The 1,567-nt window shown below is 63.9% G+C and carries 1 protein-coding gene; it reads left to right on the forward strand.

What is annotated here, in order from left to right; translation table 11 throughout:
- Positions 1-1,537, forward strand: a 1,537-nt coding sequence (locus XB14_RS32360; protein ID WP_143348649.1) for an electron transfer flavoprotein-ubiquinone oxidoreductase, incomplete at its 5' end; no start/stop codon positions are given.
- Positions 1,538-1,567: the final 30 nt, after the last annotated feature.

Below are 1,567 nucleotides of genomic sequence, written 5' to 3' on the forward strand. Positions count from 1 at the left end.
GGTGCTCGAAAAGGGCGCCGAGGTCGGCGCGCATATCCTGTCGGGCGCGGTCGTCGACCCGATCGGCATCGACCGGCTGCTGCCGGGCTGGCGCGACGAGGCCGACCATCCGTTCAAGACGGAGGTGACGGACGACCACTTCCTGTTCTTAGGCCCGGCCGGCTCGATCCGCCTGCCGAACTTCCTGATGCCGCCGCTGATGAACAATCACGGCAACTACATCGTCTCGCTCGGCAACGTCTGTCGCTGGCTGGCGACAAAGGCGGAAGAACTCGGCGTTGAGATCTATCCGGGTTTTGCCGCGACCGAAGTGCTCTACAACGACGAGGGTGCGGTCATCGGCGTTGCCACCGGCGACATGGGCATCGAGAGGAACGGCGAGCCGGGACCGAACTTCGCCCGCGGCATGGCGCTCTTGGGCAAATACACGTTGATCGGCGAGGGCGTGCGCGGTTCGCTCGCCAAGCAGCTGATCGCCAAGTTCGATCTCTCCAGGGACAGCGACGTTCAGAAGTTCGGCATTGGTCTCAAGGAGCTCTGGCAGGTGAAGCCGGAAAACCATCGTCCGGGTCTGGTGCAGCACTCGTTCGGCTGGCCGCTCGGCATGAAGACCGGTGGCGGTTCGTTCCTCTACCACCTCGAAGACAACATGGTTGCCGTCGGCTTCGTCGTGCACCTCAACTACAAGAACCCCTATCTCTTCCCGTTCGAGGAGTTCCAGCGCTTCAAGACACATCCGGCGATCCGCGGCACGTTTGAGGGTGGCAAGCGGCTCTCCTACGGCGCGCGTGCGATCACCGAGGGCGGTTACCAGTCGGTGCCGAAGCTGTCGTTCCCCGGCGGCGCGCTGATCGGCTGTTCGGCCGGTCTCGTCAACGTGCCGCGCATCAAGGGCAGCCACAATGCGGTGCTGTCAGGCATTCTTGCCGCCGAGAAGCTGGCGGCAGCAATCGCCTCCGGCCGCGCCAATGACGAGCCGATCGAGATCGAACGCGGCTGGCGCGACAGCGCCATCGGCCAGGACCTGAAGCGGGTGAGAAACGTCAAGCCGCTGTGGTCGAAGTTCGGCACGGCAATCGGCGTCGCGCTCGGCGGTCTCGACATGTGGACCAACCAGCTGTTCGGCTTCTCGTTCTTCGGCACGCTGAAGCACGGCAAGACCGATGCGCAAAGCCTTGAGCCCGCCGCCCAACACCAGAAGATCGACTATCCGAAGCCCGATGGCGTCCTGACCTTCGACCGGCTGTCCTCGGTGTTCCTGTCGAACACCAACCACGAGGAAGACCAGCCGGTGCATCTGCAGGTCAAGGACATGGAGCTGCAGCAGCGTTCCGAGCACGACATCTATGCCGGCCCGTCGACGCGCTACTGTCCGGCCGGCGTCTACGAGTGGGTGGAGAAGGACGGCAAGCCGGTCTTCGTCATCAACGCGCAGAACTGCGTGCACTGCAAGACCTGCGACATCAAGGACCCGAACCAGAACATCAACTGGGTGCCGCCACAAGGCGGCGAAGGCCCGGTCTACCCGAACATGTGAATTCGGGAGGCGGGCCGCACGGACCTCCGT

Source organism: Ensifer adhaerens (assembly GCF_002007205.1).
Taxonomy (GTDB): domain Bacteria; phylum Pseudomonadota; class Alphaproteobacteria; order Rhizobiales; family Rhizobiaceae; genus Ensifer; species Ensifer adhaerens_D.